The sequence below is a fragment of the Cellulomonas hominis genome (assembly GCF_014201095.1).
Classification (GTDB): domain Bacteria; phylum Actinomycetota; class Actinomycetes; order Actinomycetales; family Cellulomonadaceae; genus Cellulomonas; species Cellulomonas hominis.
The window spans coordinates 807,259-826,244 of sequence record NZ_JACHDN010000001.1; the positions used below are offsets into that span (position 1 = coordinate 807,259).

16 protein-coding genes and 1 tRNA gene are annotated in these 18,986 nt (G+C 74.5%); 9 read left to right on the plus strand and 8 right to left on the minus strand.

Annotation, left to right across the window (positions count from 1 at the left end):
• Window positions 1–5: 5 nt before the first annotated feature.
• From HNR08_RS03790 to HNR08_RS03800, 3 genes are all read right to left on the minus strand, one after another.
• The gene (locus tag HNR08_RS03790; protein ID WP_146838250.1) at window positions 6–545 is read right to left on the minus strand and encodes a PTS sugar transporter subunit IIA; all 540 of its coding nucleotides are present in this window, start codon (window positions 543–545) and stop codon (window positions 6–8) included.
• Between the two features lie 46 nt (window positions 546–591).
• Window positions 592–2,481 carry an oxidoreductase gene (locus HNR08_RS03795; protein ID WP_146838252.1) on the minus strand — a complete coding sequence of 630 codons (1,890 nt, stop codon included), beginning with the start codon at window positions 2,479–2,481 and terminating at the stop codon, window positions 592–594.
• 82 nt (window positions 2,482–2,563) lie between these two features.
• Entirely contained in the window at window positions 2,564–4,009 is a 1,446-nt protein-coding gene (locus HNR08_RS03800; protein ID WP_146838254.1) for a PTS transporter subunit EIIC, read from the minus strand.
• Between the two features lie 574 nt (window positions 4,010–4,583).
• Between HNR08_RS03800 and HNR08_RS03805 the strand changes: the two genes are divergently transcribed.
• From HNR08_RS03805 to HNR08_RS03815, 3 genes are all read left to right on the plus strand, one after another.
• A complete protein-coding gene (locus HNR08_RS03805) occupies window positions 4,584–4,862 on the plus strand; it encodes an HPr family phosphocarrier protein (RefSeq protein WP_146838256.1) in 279 nt (92 codons plus the stop codon).
• On the plus strand, window positions 4,859–6,574 hold the full coding sequence (gene ptsP, locus HNR08_RS03810) for a phosphoenolpyruvate--protein phosphotransferase (RefSeq protein WP_146838258.1): 1,716 nt from the start codon (window positions 4,859–4,861) through the stop codon (window positions 6,572–6,574). Before HNR08_RS03805 ends, ptsP begins: the two co-directional genes overlap by 4 nt.
• A 144-nt stretch (window positions 6,575–6,718) precedes the next feature.
• On the plus strand, window positions 6,719–6,892 hold the full coding sequence (locus HNR08_RS03815; RefSeq protein ID WP_183834791.1) for a DUF6767 domain-containing protein: 174 nt from the start codon (window positions 6,719–6,721) through the stop codon (window positions 6,890–6,892).
• Window positions 6,893–6,902: 10 nt separating this feature from the next.
• On the opposite strand, the gene HNR08_RS03820 is transcribed toward HNR08_RS03815, so the two are convergent.
• A tRNA-Gln gene (locus tag HNR08_RS03820) sits at window positions 6,903–6,974 on the minus strand.
• A gap of 139 nt (window positions 6,975–7,113) precedes the next feature.
• Between HNR08_RS03820 and HNR08_RS03825 the strand changes: the two genes are divergently transcribed.
• Both HNR08_RS03825 and HNR08_RS03830 read left to right on the plus strand, forming a co-directional pair.
• On the plus strand, window positions 7,114–7,770 hold the full coding sequence (locus tag HNR08_RS03825; protein WP_146838281.1) for a TetR/AcrR family transcriptional regulator: 657 nt from the start codon (window positions 7,114–7,116) through the stop codon (window positions 7,768–7,770).
• 55 nt (window positions 7,771–7,825) lie between these two features.
• Complete coding sequence (locus tag HNR08_RS03830) at window positions 7,826–8,359, plus strand: MarR family winged helix-turn-helix transcriptional regulator (protein WP_146838260.1); 534 nt, start codon at window positions 7,826–7,828, stop codon at window positions 8,357–8,359.
• Window positions 8,360–8,418: 59 nt separating this feature from the next.
• On the opposite strand, the gene HNR08_RS03835 is transcribed toward HNR08_RS03830, so the two are convergent.
• The 4 genes from HNR08_RS03835 to HNR08_RS03850 form a co-directional block, all read right to left on the minus strand.
• Window positions 8,419–9,564, minus strand: a complete 1,146-nt coding sequence (locus tag HNR08_RS03835; RefSeq protein ID WP_146838262.1) for an ABC transporter permease — start codon at window positions 9,562–9,564, stop codon at window positions 8,419–8,421.
• Window positions 9,561–10,499, minus strand: a complete 939-nt coding sequence (locus tag HNR08_RS03840) for an ABC transporter ATP-binding protein (protein WP_146838264.1) — start codon at window positions 10,497–10,499, stop codon at window positions 9,561–9,563. Before HNR08_RS03840 ends, HNR08_RS03835 begins: the two co-directional genes overlap by 4 nt.
• 121 nt (window positions 10,500–10,620) lie before the next feature.
• Window positions 10,621–11,340 carry a response regulator gene (locus tag HNR08_RS03845; protein ID WP_146838265.1) on the minus strand — a complete coding sequence of 240 codons (720 nt, stop codon included), beginning with the start codon at window positions 11,338–11,340 and terminating at the stop codon, window positions 10,621–10,623.
• A complete protein-coding gene (locus HNR08_RS03850) occupies window positions 11,337–12,662 on the minus strand; it encodes a sensor histidine kinase (RefSeq protein ID WP_146838267.1) in 1,326 nt (441 codons plus the stop codon). The genes HNR08_RS03845 and HNR08_RS03850 overlap by 4 nt, the downstream gene beginning before the upstream one ends.
• A 41-nt stretch (window positions 12,663–12,703) precedes the next feature.
• On the opposite strand from HNR08_RS03850, the gene HNR08_RS03855 reads away from it, so the two are divergent.
• From HNR08_RS03855 to HNR08_RS03870, 4 genes are all read left to right on the plus strand, one after another.
• Window positions 12,704–14,509, plus strand: coding sequence for an ABC-F family ATP-binding cassette domain-containing protein (locus HNR08_RS03855; RefSeq protein WP_146838269.1), 1,806 nt, complete (start codon window positions 12,704–12,706; stop codon window positions 14,507–14,509).
• 110 nt (window positions 14,510–14,619) lie between these two features.
• On the plus strand, window positions 14,620–16,092 hold the full coding sequence (gene cycA, locus HNR08_RS03860) for a D-serine/D-alanine/glycine transporter (protein ID WP_146838271.1): 1,473 nt from the start codon (window positions 14,620–14,622) through the stop codon (window positions 16,090–16,092).
• A gap of 10 nt (window positions 16,093–16,102) precedes the next feature.
• Window positions 16,103–17,896, plus strand: coding sequence for a methionine--tRNA ligase (metG, locus tag HNR08_RS03865; protein ID WP_146838273.1), 1,794 nt, complete (start codon window positions 16,103–16,105; stop codon window positions 17,894–17,896).
• Window positions 17,897–18,874, plus strand: a complete 978-nt coding sequence (locus HNR08_RS03870) for a TatD family hydrolase (protein ID WP_146838275.1) — start codon at window positions 17,897–17,899, stop codon at window positions 18,872–18,874. It abuts the gene before it with no gap.
• Window positions 18,875–18,986 lie beyond the last annotated feature (112 nt).

Here is an 18,986-nt window from a genome sequence, read left to right on the forward strand (position 1 = left end):
CCTCCTCAGGCCGCAGGGGTGACGGTCAGGAGCGTCCGGCCGGCGTCGACCGGGCCCGGGGCCCCGGTCTCGACCCCGCCGAGCGCCCGCGCGTTGGTCACGACCAGCACCACCGTGGTGGGGCAGCCCGCCGCCTCGACGCCGGCGAGGTCGACGCGGGCGAGCACGTCGCCGGCGGCCACCCGGGCGCCGGCCTCGACGGCGGGCGCGAAGTGCTGCCCGTTCAGCGTGACGGTGTCGATGCCGATGTGCACCAGCACCTCGACCCCGGCGTCCGACCGCAGGCCGTACGCGTGCGGCATGGCCGTCACGACGGTGCCGGCCAGCGGCGCGACGACGGTGCCGGACGACGGCCGGACCGCCATCCCCGGGCCGAGCAGCCCGGCCGAGAACGCGGGGTCCTCGACCTCGGCCAGCGGCACGGCCGCGCCGGCGACGGGAGCGCCGACCCGGACGGCGCCGGCCTCGACGGGCTCGGGCGCGGCGGCCTCGCGGCGGCGCCCCCGGCCCCAGAGGGGTCGGCGGCTCTCGTCCTTCGTGGGCATCGGTGCTCCTTCTCGTGGTGCGACGTGCAGGCGGGCGCGGGGCCCGTCAGAGGTTCATGGCGTACGTGTGGCCCTCGAAGACGGCGTCCATGATGATCCGGGGCCGCACGCAGTCCCCGACCACCACCGTCTCCGGCGTGATCCCGTAGAACGACCGGGCCAGGTCGTCCCGCGCCCGCATGCCGACGGACACGACCACGTGGTCCGCGGGCAGCGCCTCCTCGACGCCGTCGGCGTCCGCCACGACCACGGCGCCCGCCTCGATCCGCAGGCAGCGCCGCCCGAGCCGGAAGCCCAGCGTCGGGGTGTCCTCGATCTTCTGGCGGAGGGCCTCGCGGTACAGGCTGTTGCCCTGCGGCGCGTACGTCGTGCCGATGTCGACGAGCGTGACGTCCTTGCCGCGCAGGCGCGCGAGCTCCAGGCCGATCTCGGTGCCGATGGACCCGGCGCCGACGACGACCACCCGGTCGCCGAGCTCGTCCTCCCGCAGGATCGCCTCGTTCCCGGTCATGACGTGCGGCTGGCCCAGCCCGACGATCGGCGGCACCACCTCGGTCGCGCCGACCGCGATCACCAGGGCGTCCGGCGCGAGCTCCCGCACGGCCTCCGGGGTCGCGGCGACGCCGGTGCGGACGTCGACCTTGCTGTTCGCGATCTGCCGCAGCAGGTAGTCCAGGTAGGCCTTGATGTCCTGCTTGTAGTGCTCGCGGGCGACGTACTGCAGCTGGCCGCCGAGCACGTCCTCCCGCTCCAGCAGCACCACCTCGTGCCCGCGCTGCGCGGCGGTGAGCGCCGCGGTGATGCCGCCGGGGCCGCCGCCGACGACCACGGTGCGCCGCGGGCGCGGGGTGATGGTGAGCTGCCGCGGGACGAACTCCTCGTTCCAGAACCGCGGGTTCACCGAGCAGCCGACGTTCCGGCGGTTGGTGCTGATGTGGTAGCACTGCAGGCACCGGATGCACGGCACGATCTCGTCGGCGCGGCCCTCCTGCGCCTTGCGGGGCCACTCCGGGTCGGCGATCAGCGGCCGCCCGAGCGCGACCATGTCGACGACGCCCGACGCGATGAGGTTCTCGGCCTCGTCCGGCGTCATGATCGCCCCGACCACGCTGACCGGGATCTGCACCTCCGCCTTGACCCGCGCCGCCCACGGCACGTTCGGCATGTGCTCCTCGAAGTTCGTGGTGGCGAGGTGCACGTTGCCCTCGATCCCGATGTCCACGCCCGCCGAGATCTGCACGGTGTCGATGTACGGCTCGGCCAGCCTGATGAACGCGAGCGTGTCCTCGAACGAGATGGAGTTCTCCATCCACTCCACCGCGCTGATCCGCATGTCCACGGGGAAGTCCGGCCCGACGGCGGCGCGGACCGCCTGCAGGATCGCCAGCGGGAACCGCGCGCGGTTCTCCAGGGAGCCGCCGTACTCGTCGGTCCGGAAGTTGGTGCGCGGGGACAGGAACTGCGCCGGCAGCCACCCGTGCCCGAAGTGCAGGAACACCATGTCGAAGCCCAGGTCGCGGGCGTTGCGGGCCGTGCGGCCCCACAGCTCCAGCACCTCGGCCATGTCGGCCTCGGACATCCCGCGGACCTCGACGCCGTCCTCCCGCACGAACGACGACGGGCCCCGGGCGAAGTCCTTGACGCGCGCGTGCAGGCCGCCGTGGAAGATCTCCAGCGACGCCTTCGCCCCGGCCTGGTGCGCCTTCAGCACGCGGCGGCGGGTGTCCTCCACCTCGTACTTGAAGAACGCGTCGGGCTCGTCGGGGCTGGCGTAGGACGACCGGCCCGGCTCGACGATCGCGTGGCCGGTGATGACGATGCCGGCGCCGCCGAGCGCCTTGTCCTCGAAGAAGTCCCCGGTGGGGGTCGCCACGATGCGGTTCTTGGTGGTCACCCGGTTGATGCGCAGGGGCGAGAACAGGTGCGGGAAATCCATGGGGGCCTTCCGGGTGCGGGCGGGGCGGGGCGGTAGGGGCGCGGCGGCGGGGAGGCGCGGGGCGTCCCCGCCGCCGCGGGGGTCAGCGGGCCGGGACGGGCTCGGCCGCCGGGGTGGCGACGGCCTCGGCCGCCGCCGCGTCCTGCCGCGCCCGGCCGCGCCGGTCCAGCAGCAGCGTCAGCACGAAGCTGACGGCGATGGTCGCGAACACGGCCGCGAAGTACGGCACCGCGCGCGGCGAGGCCAGGAACGCCGGGGCGCCCAGGACGCCGCTGAACGCGAACGCGGTCACGTACACGTCGAACAGCCCGCAGATGAGGCCGCCGACCAGGCCGCCGGCGACCACCGCGCCCAGGTACTTCTTGCTCTTGACGACGACGCCGTACAGGCCGGGCTCGGTGATGCCGGCGATGCCGTTGACGAACGCCGCGGAGCCCGCGACGGTCTTCGTCGCCTTGTCCCGGGTCACCAGCAGCACGGCGAGCAGGACGCCGAGCATGGCGTAGTTGCCCATGCCACCCGCGGCGAGCGCGTACTCCTTGCCCTGGTCGGCCAGGATCGCCAGCAGGATCGGCGTGACCAGCCAGTGCGCGCCGATGGCGATGACGAACACGAAGAACCCGCCGAAGATCAGGCTGAGCACGAGCGGGTACTGGACCAGCCAGTCGTAGCCGGTGACCACGCCGTTGGCGATCGCGAACCCGATCGGGCCGAACACCAGGAGCATGAGCGGGACCATGACGACCAGCGAGATCACCGGCACGAGCAGCAGGTGCGTGATCTGCGGCAGGACCTTCTTCAGGCCCCGCTCCAGGTAGGCGAACGCCCACATGCCGATGATGATCGGGATCACCGTGTTGGCGAACGACTGCCCGACGAACGGGATGCCGAGGAAGTCCAGGCGCTCGCCGGTGACGTTGATCGTCGTGAGCGTCGGCTCCATCAGCGCCGCGCCGATCGTGGCGCCGACGTAGGGGTTCGCGCCGAACTGCCGCGCCGCCGTGAACGCCAGCAGCACCGGGAAGAAGTAGATCATCGCGTTGCCGGCGGCCGACAGGATCGCGTACGTGCTCGAGGTGTCCGCGAGCCAGCCGAACTGCAGGCACAGGGCCAGCAGGCCCTTGATGATGCCGACCGACGCGAGCACCGGGATGTACGGGGTGAAGATCGCGGAGATCGTCGCCAGGAGGCGGTCGAGCCAGGACCCGCCCTTCGCCGGGGCGGGCGCATCGGCGGCGGCGGCCGCCGCGGCCTGAGCCGGCGTGCGCACCTCGTCCTCGCCGGGCACGCCGGGGACGGCGGCGACGGCCTTGTAGGCGTCCGGGACGCCCGGGCCGACGATCACCTGGAACTGACCCTGGGACTCCAGGACCCCGACGGCCTCGGGGCGCTCCTCGATGCGCTGCCGGTCGACCTTCGACGGGTCGACGAGCTGGAACCGCAGGCGGGTCGCGCAGTGCGTGACCTGCCTGATGTTCTCGGGGCCGCCCACGGCGTCGACGGTGACGCGAGCGAACTCGGTGTACATGGCGCTTCCTCTCCCGGGCCGCTGCACCGCGGACCGGATCCGGCTCGGCAGGGGGCCGAGACGTGAACGGGGGCGACTGCTCCGTCGCAGTCGGACGCCGGCGCGCGGAACGGACGGCGGGCTCGGCGACCGCAGGCGGGGGCTGCCTGCGGCGCGTCGACCGCCCGGGGCGGGGAGGAGGGCGTCTCGCCGGCGACCAGCGCGGGGCGAGGGGGGCCACGTCGTCCTCGGGGACCTGGGACCGTGCGTCCGGTCCCGCCGCTGGGAGGCGATCAGACCCGGAGGCACGGACGACCGTGCGCCGGGCCACCGATCTTGCCTCCGCGAGGAGTAACAACCCTGTGGCCGTGATGAAGCGGGTGCTTCGGGCGGCAGCATGCCCCTGCCGCGGCAGGGAACGCAAGTAGCCAGGTCAGGCCGCACCGGCGCCCCGGGGTTTGACGCCGCGCGGGCCGGGGTCGTACAACTGGGGCCCACCAGGGTTGTTACTGAGCGGATCAGGCAAGACCTGAGGCACCGGCACCACGTCGGACGCCTCAGGTCTTTTTTGTCGCCCTGGGACGAAGGGAAAGCCATGCCTCACCGTCGAGCCCGCGTCGCGACCGCCACCGGCCTGCACGCCCGCCCCGCGTCCCTCCTCACCCGCGCCGCGGCCGACGGCGGCCACGCCGTGCTGATCGGCCGCGACGGCGAGCCCGCCGTCGACGCCGCGAGCATCCTGTCCGTGATGGGCCTGAAGCTGCAGCACGGCGAGGAGGTCGTGCTGTCCGCGGACGCCGCCGACGCCGAGCCGCTGCTCGAGGAGCTCGCCGCCCTGCTGGCGACCGACCTCGACCTGGTGGGGCAGTCGTGACCACGGCCGCCGCCACCGCCACCCGCGTCCTGCGCGGCATCGGCGTCGGGCGCGGCTGCGCGGTCGCCCCGGTGGCCCGCGTGGCCCCCGCGCCCGAGGTGCCCGCCGACGAGCCCGCCCCGGCCGACCCCGCCGCCGCCGAGGCCCGGCTGCGCGCGGTGCTGGGCGAGGTCGGCGACGACCTGCGCGCCCGCGCCGCGGCGACCGGCAACGAGGACCTGCGGCACATGCTCGAGGCCGCCGCGACCATGGCCGGCGACCCGGCCCTCGCCGCCGAGGCCGCCCGCCTGGTTCACGCCGGCACCGGGCCCGCGACCGCCGTCGACCGGGCCGTCGAGGGGTTCGCCGCGGTGTTCACCGCCGCGGGCGGCGACCTGGCCGAGCGCGCCACCGACCTGCGCAGCGTCCGGCACCGCGCCGTCGCCCGCCTGCTCGGGGTCCCGGAGCCCGGCCTCGCGCCGCTCGACGCCCCCGCCGTCGTGGTCGCCGACGACCTGTCCCCCGCCGACACCGCCGCGCTCGACCTGACGAAGGTCGCGGCCATCGTCACCGAGCTCGGCGGGCCGACCAGCCACACCGCGATCGTCGCGGGCCAGCTCGGCCTGCCGTGCGTGGTCCGCGTCGCGGGCGCCGGCACCCTGGCCGAGGGCACGCGCGTCCTGGTGGACGCCGCCGCGGGCACCGTCGAGGCCGACCCGTCGGCGGACGCGGTCGCCGTGGTCGAGCGCCGCGCCGCGGCCGAGCGGGTCGTCGCCGCCACCACCGGGCCGGGCGCCACCGCCGACGGCCACCCGGTCCCGCTGCTCGCCAACGTCGGCACCCCGGCGGACGCCCGGGACGCCGCCGGCGCGGCCGAGGGCGTGGGCCTGTTCCGCACCGAGGTGCTGTTCCTGGACGCCCGCACCGAGCCGTCGGTGGCCGCGCAGACCGCCGCCTACGCCGAGGTGATCGAGGCGTTCGCGGGCCGCAAGGTCGTCATCCGCACGCTCGACGCCGGCGCCGACAAGCCGCTCGCGTTCGCGACCCAGCCCGACGAGGAGAACCCGGCGCTCGGCGTCCGCGGCTACCGCCTGGTCCGGTCGGTGCCGGGCGTCGTCGAGCGGCAGCTCGAGGCGCTCGGGGCCGCCGTGCGCGCACTGCCCGAGGAGCGGCGCGGCGACGTCTGGGTCATGGCCCCGATGATCGCCACCCCCGCCGAGGCGCGGGCGTTCGCCGCGGCGGCGCGCGCCGCCGGCATCGCGACGGTGGGCGTCATGGTCGAGGTCCCCGCGGCCGCCCTGCGGGCCCGCGACATCCTCGCCGAGGTCGACTTCGTCTCCCTGGGCACCAACGACCTCGCGCAGTACACGATGGCCGCCGACCGCCTACGCGGCGAGCTCGCCGACCTGCTCGACCCGTGGCAGCCCGCCGTCCTCGACCTCGTCGCCGCCACCGCGCGGGCCGGCGTCGCGCTCGGCAAGCCGGTCGGCGTCTGCGGCGAGTCCGCGTCCGACCCGCTGATGGCCCTCGTGCTGGCCGGGCTCGGGATCACGTCGCTGTCGATGGCGGCCGTCCGGGTGCCGGCCGCGCGGTACGCGCTCCGGGCGCACACGCTGGCGGACTGCCGGGCGATGGCGGACGCCGCGCTCGGGGCGGCGGACGCCGCCGCCGGGCGGGACGCCGTGCGGGCGCTGCTCGACGCCGAGGCGGCGCGGGTGCTGCTCGGGGCGTGACGGACCGGGCCGCCGGGCGGGTGCCTACGCACGCCCGCCCGGCGGCCCTCCGGCCGGCCGGGGCCCTGGCGGGGGCGGCCCCGCCGCGGGCGTACGCTCGCCACGGGGGCGCGTCCCCCGCCGCGCGTCCGCGAAGGAGATGCCATGGGACACCCGGTCCCGAAGTGCCCGATCCGACCGGGCGACGCCTGCACCCTCTGCTTCCCGGGCGCGGACGGCCCGCAGAACTGCGGCCTCGTCTGGCTGGTCATGGACGACGACGAGCAGCGCGAGGAGCTGCACGAGATGACGGTCGCCCGGCGCAGGGCGGCGCGCTGAGCGCACCCCGCTCCGCCCCCAGGATTCGAACCCGGACCTCAAGGCTCCAAAGGCCTGCGTGCTGCCGTTACACCAGGGCGGACCGCACGGCCGGGGCCGCGCGTCGGCGGCCAGTCTGCCAGGCCGCGGCGCGCCCCCGGGTCGCCCCACGGGCCCGTCGGGCCTGACAGGATGGCCCGATGGCCTCCGAACCCCGGCGCCCCCGCACGACGCGCGCCCGCATGACCGCGACGCAGCGGCGCGAGCAGCTGCTCGAGGTCAGCCGGCAGCTGTTCGCCGAGAAGGGGTTCGAGGGCACGTCCGTCGAGGAGATCGCCGCGCGCGCCGAGGTGTCCAAGCCCGTCGTGTACGAGCACTTCGGCGGCAAGGAGGGCATCTACGCCGTCGTCGTCGACCGGGAGATCCAGGCGCTGACCAGCGCGCTGTCCGGGGCGCTGGACGAGGGCGGGCACCCGAAGGTCATGGTCGAGCGGTCGGCGCTGGCGCTGCTCGGGTACATCGAGGACTCCGAGGACGGGTTCCGGATCCTCGTGCGGGACTCCCCGGTGGCGCAGGCCACCGGGACGTTCTCGAGCCTCATCGGGGACGTCGCCACCCAGGTCGAGCACCTGCTGGCGGCGCAGTTCAAGAAGCAGCACCTGGACCCGCGCACCGCCCCGATCTACGCGCAGATGCTCGTCGGCATGGTCGCGCTCACCGGCCAGCACTGGCTGGACGCCCGCAGCCCGAAGAAGGCGGACGTCGCCGCAGCGCTGGTGAACCTCGCGTGGAACGGCCTGTCCGGCATGGAGCGCCGCCCGAAGCTGACGACCGAGGCGGCCCGGCCGCGGACGACCCCGAAGACGCCGAAGCCCGACGCCGGCGACCCGCCGGCCTGACGCACCGCGCGCCCTTGCCGGGGTGCGGGCACGCGCAGCGGGTAGCCTCGCCCGCATGTCGGCTGCCGTCCCTCCCGCGACCGGCGGGAGCGCGCCCGCCCGGGACGAGGTGGACCGCATCGTCGAGGCGTGGGCCCGCGAGCGCCCGGACCTCGACGTCGCGCCGCTGTCGGTGCTGTCCCGGGTGACCCGGCTGTCCCGGCACCTGGACCTCGCGCGGCGGCAGGCGTTCGCCCGGCACGGGCTGGAGCCGTGGGAGTTCGACGTGCTGTCGGCGCTGCGCCGCGCGGGCGCGCCCTACCGGATGTCGCCGGGGGCGCTGCTGACGCAGACCCTGGTCACCAGCGGGACGATGACGAACCGCATCGACCGGCTGGCCTCCCGCGCCCTGGTGCAGCGGCTGCCGTCCCCGGACGACCGCCGCGGGGTGCTGGTCAGCCTCACGGACGAGGGCCGCACCCGGGTGGACGCGGCCATGTCGACGCTCCTGGAGGTCGAGCGCACCCTGCTGTCGGCCCTCCCGGACGCGGACCGCGACCGTCTGGCGGACCTGCTCCGCACCCTGGTCGCCCCCTTCGACACCCCCTGACCCACAGACGCAGACGCGCGCGGCACCCCCCTCCCGGGTGCCGCGCGCGCCGGTCGTCGTCAGGCGGCCTTGGCCAGCGCCTCCGACAGCTTCACGCGCCGGCCGGTGCGCAGCACCGAGCGCTCGTAGATCCGCGCGCCGATCGCCGTGACCACCGCCGCGGAGACCAGCAGGATCGCCAGGGACAGCAGCGGCTCCCACCAGGCGGCCTCCCCGAGGAACAGCCGCACCGGCATCCCGACGGCCGCGCTGAACGGGATGTACGACATGACGGTCAGGACGGTCTCGTTGTCGTTGAAGAAGATCACCCCGAAGTACGGGAGCATCACCAGCATGATCACCGGCATGAGCACCGAGCCGGTGTCCTCGATGCGGGAGACCAGCGAGGCCGCGGAGGCGAACATCGCCGCGAGCAGCACGAACCCGACCAGGAAGAACAGCACGAACCACGCGACCGGCGCCCCGACGAGCCCGAGCACGTCGTCCTGGCCGGTGATGACCAGCCCGACCACGGCGACCGCGGCGATGGCGGCGATCTGACCGACCGCGAGGACGGTGTTGCCGAGCACCTTGCCGGCGAGCAGCGCCCGCGGCGGCACGGTGGACAGCAGGATCTCCACGATGCGGGACTGCTTCTCCTGCACGGTGTTCTGCGCGATGGTTCCGCCGAACGAGGACGCGGCCATGAGGAACACGGCGCCGAACAGCAACGACACCAGGTAGCGCAGGCCGTCGGAGGTGGCGGACTCCTCGAGCAGCTCGACCGGCGGGGTCACCGCGAGCGCCCCGAGCACGGAGTCCGGCGCGGAGTCCAGGCCGACGACCACGACGCCGAGCGGGTTGTCCGGGTCGCTGTCCGGCAGCACGGCCGCGGAGACCTCCTCGGACTCCACGAGGGCGCGCGCCGCGTCGGGGTCGGCGGCGTCGACCGCCTCCAGCCCGTCGACGTCCTCCACGACCGCGGCGGTCTCCGGGACCACCGCGACCTTGGTGTCGCCGCCGCCGAGCGTGTCGCCCAGCACCGAGGTGAGGATGATGCCGCCGAGGGCGGCGACCAGGAGCACGACGGTCGAGATGATGAACGACTTCGTGCGGACCTGGGTGACGATCTCGCGCTCGGCCACCATGAGCGTGCTCTGCACGGCGCTCGGGGTGGCGGGCCGCGGGCGGTCGCCGGTCGGCAGGACGGGGGTGCGGGAGCTCATCGGACCGTCTCCTTCGTCCGCGCGGCGGCGGGCTCGTCGTCGTGGCGCTCCTCGTCGGTGACGATGTCGCGGAAGATCTCGGCCAGCCGCGGGCGGACCGGCGCGAACTGGGTGACCGGCGCGGCGTCGAGCGCGGCGCGGAGCACCCGCTGGGCGGTGGCCTCGTCGGCGTCGAACAGCGCGTAGCCGCCGTCGAACTCGACGACGCGCACGCCCGGCTCGGTGCGGAGCCAGCCCATGTCACCGCCGGAGGTGATCTCGTACCGGGGCTCGGCGTACTGGGCGCGCAGCGCCTCCTTCTCCCCCGCGGCGCGGATCTTCCCGCCGGCGATGACGACCACGTCGTCGCACAGGCGCTCGACCACGTCGAGCTGGTGCGAGGAGAACAGCACGGGCACCCCGCGGGCGGCGTGCTCCTGCAGCACCCCGAGCACCAGGTCGACCGCCATCGGGTCCAGGCCGGAGAACGGCTCGTCCAGGACCAGCACCTCGGGGTCGTGCACCAGCGCCGCGGCGATCTGCGCGCGCTGCTGGTTGCCGAGCGACAGGTCGTCGACCGGGTCGGACAGCCGCTCGCCGAGGCCGAGCTTCTCGAGCAGCTCCCGGGCCCGCTCGGTGGCGGTGCGCCGGTCGTAGCCGTGCAGCCGCGCCAGGTAGGCGATCTGGTCGAGCACGTGCATCTTCGGGTACAGCCCGCGCTCCTCCGGCATGTAGCCGAAGGCGCGCCGCCGGTCGTCGTCCAGCGGCCGGCCGTCGAAGGTGACGGTGCCCGAGTCCGGCGTGAGCACGCCGAGCACGATCCGCATCGTGGTGGTCTTGCCCGCACCGTTGCCGCCGACGAAGCCCGTCAGCTTGCCCCGCTGCACCTCGAAGCCCACGTCGTCCAGCACCAGGCGGTCCCCGAAGGTCCGGTGGATGCCGTCGAGTCGCAACATGTCGATCTCCTGTCCCGCTGTCGCGTCGTCCGAGGTCAACGCTACGGAGGCGGGGGGCGGCGCACCTCAGCCGCGGGGCGGAACCTGCGGACTCCGCCCGGGGGCGGAGCGCCGGGCGGGCTCAGTCCGTCAGGCCGTGCCGGTACGCGAACACCACGGCCTGCACCCGGTCCCGCAGGCCGAGCTTCATCAGCACGTTCGACACGTGGGTCTTGACCGTGGCCCGCCCGAGCACCAGCTCCGCGGCGATCTCGTCGTTGCTCAGGCCGCGGGCGACCAGGCGCAGCACCTCGGTCTCGCGCTCGGTCAGGCCCGCCGCGGCCGCCGCGTCGCCCCCGGGCGCGGTGCCGGCGGCCGGCGTCCTCATCCCCGGGGCGGAGCCGGCGGACACCGCGCGGGAGATCACGGCGCGGGTGACCTCCGGCGAGAGGAGGGCGTCGCCCGCCGCGACCGCGCGCACCGCGTCGGCCAGCTGCTCGGGCCGGGAGTTCTTCAGCAGGAACCCCGCGGCCCCGGCCTGCAGCGACTCCAGCAGGTAGTCGTCCCGGTTGAACGTCGTGAGCACGAGCACGCCCGCGCTGACCTCCGGGTCGGCGACGATCCGCCGGGTGGCCTCCAGGCCGTCCATCTCCGGCATCTGCACGTCCATGCAGACGACGTCCGGCCGCAGCGACCGCGCGAGGTCGACGGCCTCCCGCCCGGTGCCGGCCTGCCCCACGACCTCCAGGTCCACGGCCGCGCCGAGGATGGTCGCGAGCCCGGCGCGCAGCAGCGCCTGGTCGTCCGCGAGCAGCACCCGCACGGGCCGGTCGGGTCCGAAGGTGGTCGTGTCCTGCGTCATCGTGGCCCTCCCGAGCGCGGCGCGAGCGGCACCCGCGCCCGCACCAGGAAACCTCCGCGCCCGCGGGCGCCCGCCTCGAGCGTGCCGCCGTCCGCGGCCACCCGCTCCCGCATGCCGACCAGTCCCAGGCCCCCGGACTGACGCCGCCCCAGCCGCCGGCCGCCGGTGCCGTCGTCGGCGACCTCCAGCTCGACCGCGTCGCCCTCGTACCGCAGCCGGACGTCCACCCGGGCGCCCGCGCCGGCGTGCTTGCGCACGTTCGTCAGCGCCTCCTGGCAGATCCGGTACAGGTTGAGCGACGTCAGGGGCGGCACCCGCACCGGCTCGCCGACCACCTGGTACGCCGCGGTCAGCCCGCCGTCGGCGGCCTGCTGCACCAGCTCGGGCAGCCGCTCGACCGACAGGGAGGCGACCGCCGGCCCGGCGTCGGGCCCGGCCTCGCCCGACTCCCGGAGCGTCGTGAGCAGGCCGTACAGCTCGTCGACGGCCTCGCGCGCGGAGTCCTCCACCTGCACCAGCGCGTCGGCCGCCGCGTCCGGGTCGCTCGCCAGCACGGTGCGCGCGGCGGCGGCCTGCACGCCCATCAGCGACACGTGGTGGGCGACCGCGTCGTGCAGCTCGCGCGCCAGGCGCAGCCGCTCGATGGCCACCGCCTGCTCCTCGACCCGGCGCCGCTCGCCGACCAGCAGCCGGCCGCGGTACTCGGTGCGGGCGCGCTCGCGGGCGGCGTTCCACGCGTGCTCGCCGAACCACCAGGCACCGGCGAAGTAGAGGATGTTCGTCAGCAGCTGGATGAGCAGGTACGCCACCAGCGGCGAGAACGCCCCCGCGTTGGAGAACCCCTCGATGCCCTCGGGGTCGGTGACCGCCTGGAACATCGCGATCAGCAGCCAGACGAACATCGCGACGACGATCCCGGCCCGCACCCACAGCGCCCGCAGCCGGTGGGCGTCCCAGGCCCCGACCGTGTACAGGGCCATGAACAGGGAGATGTTCGCGAACAGCGTCTCGGGCACCCGCAGCTCCGCGAGCGCCACGAACGCCGCCGTGATCACGAGCGCGACGGCCGCGGGCCACCGGCGTCGCAGCGCGAGCGGGGCGGTCACGGCCAGGACGAGCAGCACCGCCACCCAGCCCTCGGCGGGCTCCTCGTACATGCCGGCCGTGCGGCCGAGCGCGAGGCTCAGGATCGCCCCGACGAGCAGGCCCGCGGCGAGCAGCACGTCGGCGCGCCGCTGGTCCGCGGTGATCGCCGGCCGCCGCCAGCCCGGGGCGTCCGGGTCGTCGTGGACGGGCGCGTCGGAGGGCACGGGGGGCTGCACCGGCCCACCGTACCGGCCGCCGCGCCGCCTACCCTTGCCGCATGGCCCACCTGCTCGGCGGCGAAGCGCTGCACCTGTCCTTCCCCACCAAGCGCGTGTTCGGCGGCGTCACCGTGGGGCTGGACGAGGGAGACCGCGTCGGGATCGTGGGCCGCAACGGCGACGGCAAGTCGTCCCTCCTGGCGCTGCTCGCGGGCCGGCTGACCCCCGACTCCGGGCGGGTCACCGTGCGCGGCGGCGTGCGGATCGGCGTGCTCGACCAGACCGACACCCTGGACCCGTCGCTCACGGTCGGCGCGGCGGTGGTCGGCGACCGCGCCGAGCACGAGTGGGCCGGCGACGCCCGGATCCGCGACGTGGTGAGCGGGCTCGTCGGGGACCTGCCGTGGGACAAGCGGGTCGGTGACCTGTCCGGCGGGCAGCGGCGCCGGGTCGCGCTGGCGGCGCTGCTCGCGGGCGACGACGACGTGCTCATGCTGGACGAGCCGACCAACCACCTGGACGTCGAGGCGGTCACCTGGCTGGCCCGGCACCTGAACCGCCGGTGGTCCGCGAACGCCGGCGGGCTGCTGGTCGTCACCCACGACCGCTGGTTCCTGGACGAGGTGTGCACCGCGACCTGGGAGGTGCACGACGGGGTCGTCGAGCCGTTCGAGGGCGGGTACGCCGCGTACGTGCTGCAGCGCGTGGAGCGCGACCGGATGGCCGCCGCCACGGAGGCCAAGCGGCAGAACCTCATGCGCAAGGAGCTCGCGTGGCTGCGCCGCGGCGCCCCCGCCCGGACGTCGAAGCCCAAGTTCCGCATCGACGCGGCGAACGCCCTGATCGCCGACGTCCCGCCGCCGCGCAACACCGTCGAGCTGTCCCGGATGGCGACCGCCCGGCTCGGCAAGGACGTCGTGGACATCGAGGACGTGTCGGTGGCCTACGGGGACCACGAGGTGCTGCACCGGGTGACCTGGCTGGTCGGTCCGGGCGAGCGCACCGGGATCCTCGGCGTGAACGGCGCGGGGAAGTCCACGCTGCTCGGCCTGGTCACCGGCGAGGTCACCGCGACGTCCGGCCGGGTCAAGCGCGGCAAGACGGTCAAGGTCGCCACGCTGACCCAGGAGCTCGCCGAGCTCGCCGACATCGCCGACGACCGGGTCAGCGACGTCATCGGCCGCTACCGCACCACGTACGTCGCCGGCGGCAAGGAGATGACCCCGGGCCAGCTCCTCGAGCGGCTGGGGTTCACGAACGCGCAGATGTCCACGCCGGTGAAGGACCTGTCCGGCGGGCAGCGGCGCCGGCTGCAGCTGCTGCTCATCCTGCTGGACGAGCCGAACGTGCTGGTCCTGGACGAGCCGTCCAACGACCTGGACACCGACATGCTCGCCGCGATGGAGGACCTGCTCGACACCTGGCCGGGCACGCTGCTGGTCGTCTCGCACGACCGGTACCTGCTGGAGCGGGTGACGGACCAGCAGTACGCGATCCTCGACGGCCGGTTCCGCCACGTGCCGGGCGGGGTGGACGAGTACCTCCGGCTGCTCGACCACCACCGCAGCGGGAACCCGGTGGTCACGGGCGCGCCGACTGAGGCGACCGGGGGCGCGGCGGCCGACGGCGGTCCCGGGCTGGACGGAGCGGAGCTGCGCGCGGCGAAGAAGGAGCTCGGCGCCCTCGAGCGCCGGATCTCCAAGCTGTCCGGGCAGATCGAGGCGCTCGACAGGACGATGGCCGAGCACGACCCGGCGGACTACGTCGGCCTCACCGCCCTCGGGAAGGACAAGGGCGCGCTCGAGGCCGAGGTCGCCGAGGTCGAGGAGCGGTGGATGGCGCTCGCGGAGGCCGTCGAGGGCTGAGCCCCCTCGGCGCGCGGCTCATGAGACGGCCCGGGGCGCGAGGTCCCGGGTGAGTACCGTGCACCGGCAGTAGCGTCCCCCCACCCGATCCCCGACGGCAGGACCCCCTCGTGCCCGACGCACCCGCCACCCCGACGACCGAGCCCGGCGACCACCTGCAGCGCGGCCTGTCCAACCGGCACATCCAGCTCATCGCGATCGGCGGGGCCATCGGCACCGGCCTGTTCCTGGGCTCCGGACGGACGATCTCCCTGGCCGGCCCGTCGGTGCTGTTGGTCTACGCGGTCATCGGCTTCATGCTGTTCTTCGTCATGCGCGCCATGGGCGAGATGCTGCTGTCGAACCTGCGGTACAAGTCGTTCCGGGACATGGCGGCCGACATCCTCGGGCCGTGGGCCGGGTTCCTCACCGGGTGGACGTACTGGTTCTGCTGGATCGTCACCGGCATCGCGGACGTGGTGGCCGTCTCCGGCTACGTGGCGTTCTGGGCGCCGGACCTGCCGCGCTGGCTGCCCGCGCTCGGCCTGGTCCTGCTGCTGCTCGCGCTCAACCTCGTCGCGGTGCGGCTGTTCGGCGAGATGGAGTTCTGGTTCGCCATCGTCAAGATCGTCGCGATCGTCGCGCTGATCGCCGTGGGCGTCGTCATGATCGCGTCCGGGTTCCGCGGTGCCGACGGGGCGACGGCCTCGCTCGCGCACCTGTGGGACGACGGCGGGTTCTTCCCGCACGGGTTCACCGGGTTCCTCGCGGGGTTCCAGATCGCGATCTTCGCGTTCGTCGGCATCGAGCTGGTCGGCACGACCGCCGCCGAGACCCGCGACCCCGAGCGCACCCTGCCGCGGGCGATCAACGCGATCCCGGTGCGGGTGCTGCTGTTCTACCTGGGCGCGCTCGTCGTCATCATGGCCGTCACCCCGTGGCGCTCGATCGACCCCGCGGAGAGCCCGTTCGTGGCGATGTTCGCGCTCGCCGGGCTGCCCGCGGCCGCCGGCGTCATCAACCTCGTGGTGCTGACCTCGGCCGCGTCGTCCGCGAACAGCGGCATCTTCTCCACCTCGCGGATGCTGTACGGCCTCGCGGAGGACAAGGAGGCGCCCGCCGGGTTCGGCCTGCTGTCGGCGCGGCACGTGCCGGCGCGCGGGCTGCTGTTCTCCTGCGCCTGCCTGCTGCCGGGCGTCGCGCTGCTGTACGCCGGGCGGAGCGTCATCGAGGCGTTCACGCTGGTGACGACCGTCGCGACGCTGCTGTTCATCGTGGTGTGGACCGTGATCCTCGCGTCGTACCTGGTGTACCGGCGCCGGTCCCCGGAGCTGCACGCGGCCTCGTCGTTCCGGATGCCGGGCGGGCGGGTCATGTGCTGGGTGGTGCTGGCGTTCTTCGCGGCGATGGTCGTGGTGCTGGCCCTCGAGCCGGAGACCCGCGTGGCGCTGCTGGTGATGCCGGTCTGGTTCGGGGCGCTCGGTGTCGCGTGGTACTTCCTCCGGCACCGCGTCACCGCCGCGCACGCCGCCGCCCGCGTCGCCGACGGGGACGCCGCGCCGGGGGATGAGACCGAGCACGAGCGGGTCGGCGCCGCTCACTAGGATCGACGCCATGTCCCGCATCCTCAGCGCTGTCGCCTGGCCCTACGCCAACGGCCCGCGCCACATCGGCCACGTCGCCGGCTTCGGCGTCCCCTCCGACGTGTTCAGCCGCTACATGCGCATGGCGGGCCACGACGTCCTCATGGTGTCCGGCACCGACGAGCACGGCACGCCGATCCTCGTCCAGGCCGAGCAGGAGGGCGTCACGCCCCAGGAGCTCGCCGACCGGTACAACCGCGTCATCGTCGAGGACCTGGCGAACCTCGGCCTGTCGTACGACCTGTTCACCCGCACCACGACCCGGAACCACTACGCCGTCGTGCAGGAGATGTTCCGCACGGTGCACAAGAACGGGTACATGGTCGAGCAGACGACCATGAACGCGATCAGCCCGTCGACCGGCCGCACGCTGCCCGACCGCTACATCGAGGGCACCTGCCCGATCTGCGGCTACGACGGCGCGCGCGGCGACCAGTGCGACAACTGCGGCAACCAGCTCGACGCGATCGAGCTGAAGAACCCGCGCAGCCGGATCAACGGCGAGACCCCGACGTTCGTCGAGTCGAACCACTTCTTCCTGGACCTGCCGGCGTTCGTCGACGCGCTGGGCGACTGGCTGCGCACCCGCACCGAGTGGCGGCCGAACGTCCTCAAGTTCTCGCTGAACCTGCTGGACGACGTGCGCCCGCGCGCGATGACCCGCGACATCGACTGGGGCATCCCGATCCCGCTGCCGGGCTGGCAGGAGGACTCGCACAAGCGGCTGTACGTGTGGTTCGACGCCGTCATCGGCTACCTGTCGGCGTCGATCGAGTGGGCGCGCCGGTCCGGCGACCCGGAGGCGTGGCGGCAGTACTGGACCGACCCGCAGTCGCTGTCCTACTACTTCATGGGCAAGGACAACATCACCTTCCACTCGCAGATCTGGCCGGCCGAGCTGCTCGGCTACGCCGGCGGCGGGTCGAAGGGCGGCGAGCCCGGCCCGTACGGGCGGCTGAACCTGCCGACCGAGGTGGTGTCGAGCGAGTTCCTCACGATGGAGGGCAAGCAGTTCTCGTCCTCGCGCGGCGTGGTCATCTACGTCCGCGACTTGCTGAGCCGCTACCAGCCGGACGCCCTGCGGTACTACATCTCGACCGCCGGGCCGGAGAGCCAGGACGCCGACTTCACCTGGGCCGACTTCAAGCGCCGCACCAACGACGAGCTCGTCGCCGGCTGGGGCAACCTGGTGAACCGCACGGCCAGCATGATCCACAAGAACGTGGGCGCGATCCCGACGCCGGGGCCGCGGCTCGCGGTGGACGAGGACCTGCTCGCGACGACCACGACGGCGTTCGGCCGGGTCGGCGAGCTCATCGGCACGCACCGGCACCGGGCGGCGATTGGCGAGGCGATGCGGGTGGTCCAGGAGGCCAACCGGTACATCTCCGAGACCGAGCCGTGGAAGCTGAAGAACGACCCGGAGCGCCTCGGCACCGTGCTGCACACCGCGGCGCAGGCCGTGAGCGACTGCAACACGCTGCTCTCGCCGTTCCTGCCGCACTCGGCGCAGAAGGTGCACGAGGCCCTGGGCGGCACGGGCGCGTTCTCCCCGCTCCCCCGGATCGACGAGGTCACTGACCTGGACGACCCGTCCCGGCACTACCCGGTGATCACCGGCGACTACCGCCGCGGCGAGACCCTCGCCGCGTGGCAGCCGGCGCCGGTCGTGCCGGGGACCCCGGTCGCCAAGCCGGAGCCGGTGTTCACCAAGCTCGACGACGCCATCGTCGAGGAGGAGCTCGACCGGCTGCGGCAGGGCTGAGTGGGCCGCTCGCGCAAGGACCGGGAGCGCGGCTGGCCGGAGCCGCCGGACGCGCTCCCCGTCGGCGTGGTCGACGACCACACGCACCTGGAGTCGGTGCTGGGGTTCGACGTGCCCGCGGGGTCGTCGCCTGCGCCGGCTGGGCTGGACGACCACCTGGACCGCGCGGCGGCCGTCGGCGTGCCGCGGATGGTGCAGGTGGGCTGCGACCTGGACGCCGTGGCCTGGACCGACGCGGTGCTCGCGGTGGACGCCGGCGTCGCGGGCGCGACCGCCTCCGTGCCGCTGCGGCCCGGCCGGCGCGCGCTGCTCGGGGCCGTCGCGATCCACCCGAACGAGGCCGTGCTGCACGCCGGCGTCCGCGAGGTCGCCCCCGACGGCCTGGACCCCGACCCGCAGCCGCGGCACGACGTCGACCTGGACGACGCGCTGGCCCGGGTCGCGGCGGTCGCGCGCGCGAACGACAGGGTGCGGGCGATCGGCGAGACCGGGCTCGACTTCTTCCGGGCCGGGCCGCGGGGCCGCGAGGTGCAGCGCGAGGCGTTCCGGGCGCACGTCGCGCTCGCCAAGGAGCTCGGGCTCGCGCTGCAGATCCACGACCGGGACGCGCACGAGGACGTCGTGGACGTGCTGCGGCGCGACGGCGCCCCCGAGCGGACGGTGCTCCACTGCTTCTCCGGCGGGCCGGCGCTCGCCGAGGTCTGCGCGCGGGAGGGCTGGTTCTGCTCGTTCGCGGGCCCGCTGACCTACCCCGCGAACGAGGACCTGCGCGCCGCGCTGCGGCTGCTGCCGCTGGACCTGCTGCTCGTCGAGACCGACGCGCCCTACCTGACCCCGCACCCGCTGCGCGGGCGGCCGAACGCGCCGTACGTCCTCCCGCACACCGTCCGCCGCCTCGCGGAGGAGCGCGCGCTGCCGCTCGCCGACGCCTGCGCGGCCCTCGCGGCCACGGCGACCCGCGTCTACGGCGCCTGGTAGACCCCGCCGCACTCCGCCGCGTCGTCCCCCGGCCGGCCCCGCTCGCCCCGCCGTGCCCCCGCGCATCCACGCATCCGCGCATCCGCGCATCCGCGCATCCGCGCATCCGCCG